Below are 6,518 nucleotides of genomic sequence, written 5' to 3'. Positions count from 1 at the left end.
ACTACACCGACTTCTACACCTCGATCGACCACGCGCTGAACATCAGCCGCCTGATGAACCCCGACGGCGACGTCACGCCCAACTTCCGCTGGGTGCCGACCGCGTACCACGGGCGCGTGTCAACCATCGGCGTGAGCGGCCAGCGCTTTCACCGGCCGATGGGCCAGGCCATGGCGCCCGGCGCGAAGGCGCCGACCTACCAGGCCTGCGCGCGGCTCGACTACGAACTGGAGCTGGGCGTGTGGATCGGCCAGGGCAATGCGCAGGGCGAGGCGATTCCGCTCGCGCGCGCGGAAGAACACATCTTCGGTCTCTGCCTGCTCAACGACTGGTCGGCGCGCGACATCCAGTTCTGGGAGATGGCGCCGCTCGGGCCCTTCCTGGCGAAGAACTTCGCGACCACGATCTCGCCGTGGATCGTGACGATGGAAGCGCTGGCGCCCTACCGCCAGGCGTGGACGCGGCCCGCGAACGAGCCGCAACCGCTGGCCTACCTGGAAAGCAGCGCGAACCGCGAAGGCGGCGCGCTCGACATCCGGCTCGAGGTGTGGCTCGAAAGCGGAAAGGCGCGCGCGCAGAAGACCGGGCCGTCGCGCCTGTCGGGCACGAGCTTCAAGCACCAGTACTGGAGCGTGGCGCAGATGGTGGCGCACCACACGGTGGGCGGCTGCAGCCTGAACCCGGGCGACCTGTTCGGCAGCGGCACCATCTCGGGCCCCGGCGAGGGCGAGGCCGGCGCGATCATCGAGCTGACGCGCGCGGCCCAAACCCCGGTGACGCTGGCCAACGGCGAGACGCGCGGTTTCCTAGAAGACGGGGATGCGGTGCTGCTGCGCGGCTGGTGCGAGAAGCCCGGCCATGCGCGCATCGGTTTCGGCGAGAGCCGGGGGACCGTGCTGCCGGCGCGAGGTTGAAAGCGACGCGCCAATGAAAAAGGCCACCTGGTGAGGTGGCCTTTTCATGCGATTTGGAGCGGGAAAAGAGTCTCGAACTCTCGACCTCAACCTTGGCAAGGTTGCGCTCTACCAACTGAGCTATTCCCGCGTGAGCCTCAGATTATAGGGTGGTTTGAGGCGGTTTGCCATCTTCCCCCGAAAAAATTTGAAATCAGGCGCCGAACACCAGCGCGCGGTGCATCGACACCCCGGCGAACAGCCCGTCGGCCGAGGCCAGCGTGGCGTTGGAAAAAGCCATCGCTACATCGCCCGCCGCGTACACGCCGGGCACCGTCGTCGTCTTCATCGCATCGACGCGCAGCACCGGGCCCGTGGGGCCGTCGTCGAACGCGCAGCCCAGCTGCTCGGCCAGCGGACTGGTCGGCCGCGTGTGCGGCGCCACGAACAGCGCTTCGATTGGCACGCGCCGGCCGTCGTCGAGACGCACGGCCGCGAGGTCCGTCCCCTGCCCTTCGAGACCGGCGATGCGCCCGGGCTCCACGGCCACGCCGCGTGATTGCAGCCGGGCGCGTGCCTCGGCGTCCGGCCCTGCGTCGCCATTCAGGAAGAGCGTGGTCGGGCCCCATTCGGCGATCAGCAACGCGTGGTCCGGCGGGTGCGCGCTGTGAAAGAGCACGCCCAGCGGACGGTCGCCGAACTCGTAGCCGTGGCAATAAGGACAGTGCAGCACGCTCTTCCCCCAGCGTTCGCCGAGGCCCGGAATGTCCGGCAGGCCGTCCTGCACGCCGAAGGCCAGCAACAGTTTGCGCGTCGACAGCTGTTCCCCGCTGTTCAATGAAACCGTGAAGCCCTCCGCGCCATCGGCCATTGCCGCAGTCACCGTGCCTTCGACGAAGGTGACGGACGGATAGACGAGCAGCTTGTCGCGCGCGTCGGCAATCATCTGCAGCGGCGGCATGCCGTCCTGCCCGAAGAAACCGTGCGAGGCCGCGGCGAAGCGGTTGCGCGGCGCGCCCGCGTCAACCACGCAGACCTTCCTGCGTGCGCGCGCCAGTTGCATGGCAGCGGAGAGGCCGGCAAAGCTGCCGCCCACGATGAGTGCGTCATAGCGCATGTGCGATGTCCTTCGCGGTGAAGCCGCCACCCGTCATGCGGCGATGAAAGTCTTTGGAGAGATCGGCCAGCGTGATCCCGTTGAGCCGCCGCAGCAGCAGCGCCTCGGCCTCCTGGCAGGCCCCGTCGAGCGCCGCGTTCACCGCCTGCTCGACGATGCAGCCCGGGCTCTCGGTGCGGTTGCCCATGGCCAGCAGCGCAGGCGCGCCGACGGCGTTGTGGATGTCGCCCAGCGTCACCGAACTCAACGAGCACGACAGCACCCAGCCGCCCCCATGGCCCTTGGCCGAGCTGACGAAGCCGGCCTGCCGCAGCCCCGCCATGAGCCGTCGCACGACCACGGGGTTGGTCTGCATCGCCGCGGCGAGCGCCTCGGAGGTGATGGGGGCGTTCAGCTCGGCCATGTGCAGCAGCACGTGGAGCACGCCGGAAAGCTTGCTGTCTCGTTTCATGCAACATTATGAGTTGCATGTTTTCGATGACACGGCGCATCGCGCCAAGAAACCCCGGATCGGGCGGGGATTTGCAAACGCCGCCCTAACGCACGAGCCCCCGATTCCGCCGACGGCCGATTCCCACAGCGTCGAGCGAACGCGCCGCACATGGCGACAACCTGCCGGCCCGTCATGGTTGCCCCCGAATCGATCGAACCCCGGTCGGTTCTGCAAACCGTGACTCAGCAACGAAAGGAACTGTCACTCATGACTACACATGCAACCAACCGCATCTTCATCGGCGCCATGCTGGCGGGCCTGCTGGCCCTCGGCGGGACGGCCCAGGCGCAAGGCGTCGGGGTCGGCGTGGGGGTCAACGCCGATGTGAAGGCCTCGGGCAGCACCGGCGCGACGCCACAAGGCGGCGCAGCAGGCGCACGCGCGCAGACCGGTGCGTCGGCCGATGCCAATGCGGACACCTCCACCACCGGCGCGACCGGCGGCGTGGGCAATGCCGTCGGTGGCGTGCTCGGCACGGCCACGGGTGCGGTCGGCGGTGCCACCGGCGCCGTGGGCGGCGCGACGCAAGCCGTCGGCGGTGTGACCAACACCGTGGGCAGTACCGTGAACAGCGCGACCGGTGCCGCTGGCGCCGTGGGCGGCGCCGTGAAACCGGCCACGGCCGGCGCCAAGGCCAGCGGCAAGGCCCAGGGCTCGGGCGCGGTCGACCTGCACAAGAAGTAAGCAGGTCCAAGCTGCAGCGGCCGGACGCGGCTGTTGCAGCGCATCGCTCCGCAAGTAATCAAGCCCGCAGCGCCAAAGCGTTGCGGGCTTGTGTCGTTCAGAGGTCGGGGGCAGGCAGCTTGAAGAGGCTGGTGACTTCGGTGTCGAGCACCACCAGCGCACGCTGGTTGAACAGCCGCCAGCGCCAGCGCAGGATGCCGAGCGTGGGGCGCTTTTCGGAGCGGCGCACCTCGATCACGTCGGCCACGAGCCGCAGCGCATCGCCGGGTCGCACCGGGTTCGGCCAGCGCACGTGCTCGAGCCCGGGCGACGCGAACGATTCAGAACCCGCCAGCGCCGCCTCGACCACCAGCCGCATCGCGATCGAGCAGGTGTGCCAGCCGCTCGCGATGAGCCCGCCGAAGGGGCTGCCTGCCGCCGCCTCGGCGTCGGTGTGGAACCACTGCGGGTCGTAGGCCCGCGCGAACTGCACGAGTTCGGCTTCGGTGAGCACATAAGGCCCGGCCTCGATGACCTGGCCTGCATGGAAGTCGGCGAACTGCATCCGCCGCAGCTTAGTACGTTTCGAGGTGCAGACGACCTTCGCGCTTGAGTTGCGCGCCGACGGTGTCCCAGTCGAGCCCCGCTTCCTTCGCCACGTCGCGCAGTGCGAGCACCACGCCCTCTTCCATGCTCTTGAGGCCGCACACGTAGAAGTGGCTGGCGCCGTCTTTCAGCAGCGCGGCCAGGTCGGCGGCGCGTTCGCGCATCAGGTCCTGCACATAGCGCTTGGGTTGGCCCGGCGTGCGCGAGAACGCGAAGTTGATGTCGATGAAGTCTTTTGGCAGCGATTGCAGCGGGCCGAAGTACGGCAGTTCCTGCTGCGTGCGCGCGCCGAAGAACAGCATGAGCTTGCCGCCTTCGAACTTGCCGCTCTTGCGCAAGCGCCGGCGCCATTCGGTCATGGCGCGCATGGGCGCGCTGCCGGTGCCGGTGCAGATCATCACGATGTGCGACTTGGGGTGGTTCGGCATCAGGAACGAGGCGCCAAAGGGCCCCACCACCTGCACGGTGTCGCCCACCTTGAGGTCGCACACGTAGTTGGAGCACACGCCGCGCACCGGGTCGCCCTCGTGGTCCTCGGTGACGCGCTTCACGGTGAGCGAGACGTTGTTGTAGCCCGGCCGCTCGCCGTTGCGCGGGCTGGCCACCGAGTACTGGCGCGCATGGTGGCGCTTGCCGATGGCATCGACGCCCGGCGGCACGATGCCGATCGACTGGCCTTCGAGCACGGGGAACGGCACCACGCCGAAGTCGAGCACGATGTGGTGCGTCTCGCTGTCGAAGCCGGCCTCGGTGCAGTTGAAGTTGCCCACCACGGTGGCGGTGGTCGGCGTCTTCGGCGGAAAAAGGTTGGTGTAGGCGTGCGCGGCCGACCAGGGCGGCACGCTGGCGCCGTACTGCGCGGAATTGAAAGCGGGCTCGGTGCCCTGCACGGCGGCCTGGGCCTGCGTCTGGGCAGGCACTTCCGCGGCCTCGGCGGCAGCGCCGGACACGCCCGCCGCCTCGAGTTCTTCGGGCGAGAGCTCGGCGGGGAGTTCTTCCCACGTGAGCTGTTCTTCGATGGTGTACGCACGCACCAGCGGCATGGTGCGCCAGTTGTCGATCGAGCCCGTGGGGCACGGCGAGATGCAGGCCATGCAGCCATTGCAGACGTCCGCACGAACGACGTAGTTGTTGTCGTCGTGCGTGATCGCGTTCACGGGGCAGGTCGCCTCGCAGGTGTTGCAGCGGATGCAGATCTCGGGGTCGATCAGGTGCTGCTTGATGACCCCGGCTTCAACGACCATGTCCATGTTGTTCTCCATGCCCTCGCCGTGGGGACGAGGGCTTCATATCCAGACGCTCAGCCGAAACGCACGTATTCAAAGTCCACCGGCTGGCGGTTGATGCCCATCACCGGCGGCGAGATCCAGCCCGCGAACTTGCCCGGCTCGATCACGCGGCCCATCAACGATGCCACGAAAGCGAAGTCTTCGGAACTCGGCAGCCATTCGTCGCGCTTGGCGGCCCATTCGATGTCGTTCACCACACGGCCCTCGGGCGACATCTTGATGCCGGCGAGTGCGCCGATCTGGCGGTTGAAGGCCTTGTGCGGCACGACCAGGCGGGTGGGGATGCCGGCCTTCTCGAGCACCTTGTTCCAGCGGCCGACGCCGGCCACCGAGTCCTTGATGAAGTCGTCGCGCAGCACTTCGTTCAGGGCGTTGAGCATCGGCACGTCCTTCTCGACGAGCTGGCCGTCCTTCACCTCGAGCACCTTGTAGGTCTGGCCCTTGAGCACGTGGTCGTCGTCGCGCTTGCCTTCTTCGTAGCGGCCCTTCAGGCCCGAGCTGTAGAAGATGGCGGCGTTGCTCGACTGGTCGGCGCCGAACAGGTCGATGGTCACCGAGTAGTGGAAGTTCAGGTAGCGCTGGATGGTGCCCAGGTCGATGCAGCCGGCGGCGCGGATCTTCTGCGCGTCGTCGGTCTTGAGCTCGTTCATCACCTGCGCGGTGCGCGCGATGACGCGCGACACGCCGCTCTCGCCCACGAACATGTGGTGCGCCTCTTCGGTCAGCATGAACTTCGTGGTGCGCGCCAGCGGGTCGAACGCGCTCTCGGCCAGCGCGGCCAGCTGGAACTTGCCGTCGCGGTCGGTGAAGTAGGTGAACATGAAGAACGCGAGCCAGTCGGGCGTCTTCTCGTTGAAGGCGCCCAGGATGCGCGGGTTGTTGGCGTCGCCCGAGGTGCGCTGCAGCAGCGCGTCGGCCTCTTCGCGGCCGTCGCGGCCGAAGTGCTTCTGCAGCAGGTAGACCATGGCCCACAGGTGGCGGCCTTCTTCGACGTTGATCTGGAACAGGTTGCGCAGGTCGTACATCGACGGCGCCGTGAGGCCCAGGTGGCGCTGCTGCTCGACCGACGCGGGCTCGGTGTCGCCCTGCGTGACGATGATGCGGCGCAGGTTGGCGCGGTGTTCGCCGGGCACGTCCTGCCAGACCTTCTCGCCCTTGTGGTCGCCGAAGTGCACTTCGCGGTTGGCGTCGCCCGGGTTCAGGAAGATGCCCCAGCGGTAGTCGCGCATCTTCACGTGGCCGAACTGCGCCCAACCTTGGGGGTCGACGCTCACGGCGGTGCGCAGGTACACCTCGTGGTTGGTGGAGCCCTCGGGGCCCACGTCGTCCCACCAGTTGATGAAGTTGGGCTGCCAGCCTTCGAGCGCGCGCTGCAGCGTGCGGTCTTCGCCGAGGTTGACGTTGTTGGGGATCTTCTCGCTGTAGTTGATCGTGCTCATCGTTGTTCCTTGGGTTGT

General features: G+C 67.7%; 7 protein-coding genes and 1 tRNA gene. 2 read left to right on the top strand and 6 right to left on the bottom strand.

The genetic code is table 11. The features are described from left to right. Nucleotides 1-914: fumarylacetoacetase (fahA, locus tag AC07Y4_RS24415; RefSeq protein ID WP_495275210.1), on the top strand; the 914-nt coding region annotated here is incomplete at its 5' end. 54 nt (nt 915-968) lie between these two features. Here fahA and AC07Y4_RS24410 read toward each other — a convergent pair. The 3 genes from AC07Y4_RS24410 to AC07Y4_RS24400 form a co-directional block, all read right to left on the bottom strand. Then, nucleotides 969-1,044, bottom strand: a tRNA-Gly gene (locus AC07Y4_RS24410). Nucleotides 1,045-1,107: 63 nt separating this feature from the next. Continuing rightward, on the bottom strand, nt 1,108-2,010 hold the full coding sequence (locus AC07Y4_RS24405) for an NAD(P)/FAD-dependent oxidoreductase (RefSeq protein ID WP_487850406.1): 903 nt from the start codon (nt 2,008-2,010) through the stop codon (nt 1,108-1,110). After that, nucleotides 2,000-2,461 (bottom strand): RrF2 family transcriptional regulator, encoded by a 462-nt coding sequence (locus AC07Y4_RS24400; RefSeq protein WP_495275209.1) that lies wholly within the window; start codon nt 2,459-2,461, stop codon nt 2,000-2,002. The genes AC07Y4_RS24405 and AC07Y4_RS24400 overlap by 11 nt, the downstream gene beginning before the upstream one ends. Before the next feature lie 249 nt (nt 2,462-2,710). On the opposite strand from AC07Y4_RS24400, the gene AC07Y4_RS24395 reads away from it, so the two are divergent. Next, nucleotides 2,711-3,187, top strand: coding sequence for an adhesin (locus AC07Y4_RS24395; protein ID WP_487850404.1), 477 nt, complete (start codon nt 2,711-2,713; stop codon nt 3,185-3,187). Between the two features lie 97 nt (nt 3,188-3,284). On the opposite strand, the gene AC07Y4_RS24390 is transcribed toward AC07Y4_RS24395, so the two are convergent. The 3 genes from AC07Y4_RS24390 to boxB are packed head-to-tail and all read right to left on the bottom strand — an operon-like array spanning nt 3,285 to nt 6,500. Then, a complete protein-coding gene (locus AC07Y4_RS24390) occupies nt 3,285-3,731 on the bottom strand; it encodes a MaoC family dehydratase (RefSeq protein ID WP_062470325.1) in 447 nt (148 codons plus the stop codon). Nucleotides 3,732-3,741: 10 nt separating this feature from the next. Then, on the bottom strand, nt 3,742-5,022 hold the full coding sequence (boxA, locus tag AC07Y4_RS24385) for a benzoyl-CoA 2,3-epoxidase subunit BoxA (RefSeq protein WP_062470507.1): 1,281 nt from the start codon (nt 5,020-5,022) through the stop codon (nt 3,742-3,744). A 50-nt stretch (nt 5,023-5,072) separates the two neighbouring features. Then, the gene (gene boxB / locus AC07Y4_RS24380; RefSeq protein WP_062470322.1) at nt 5,073-6,500 is read right to left on the bottom strand and encodes a benzoyl-CoA 2,3-epoxidase subunit BoxB; all 1,428 of its coding nucleotides are present in this window, start codon (nt 6,498-6,500) and stop codon (nt 5,073-5,075) included. Between the last annotated feature and the right edge of the window lie 18 nt (nt 6,501-6,518).

It is taken from the genome of Variovorax sp. GW460-12-1-14-LB1 (genome assembly GCF_059423605.1).
This window is presented reverse-complemented; position numbering and strand designations above follow the sequence as displayed.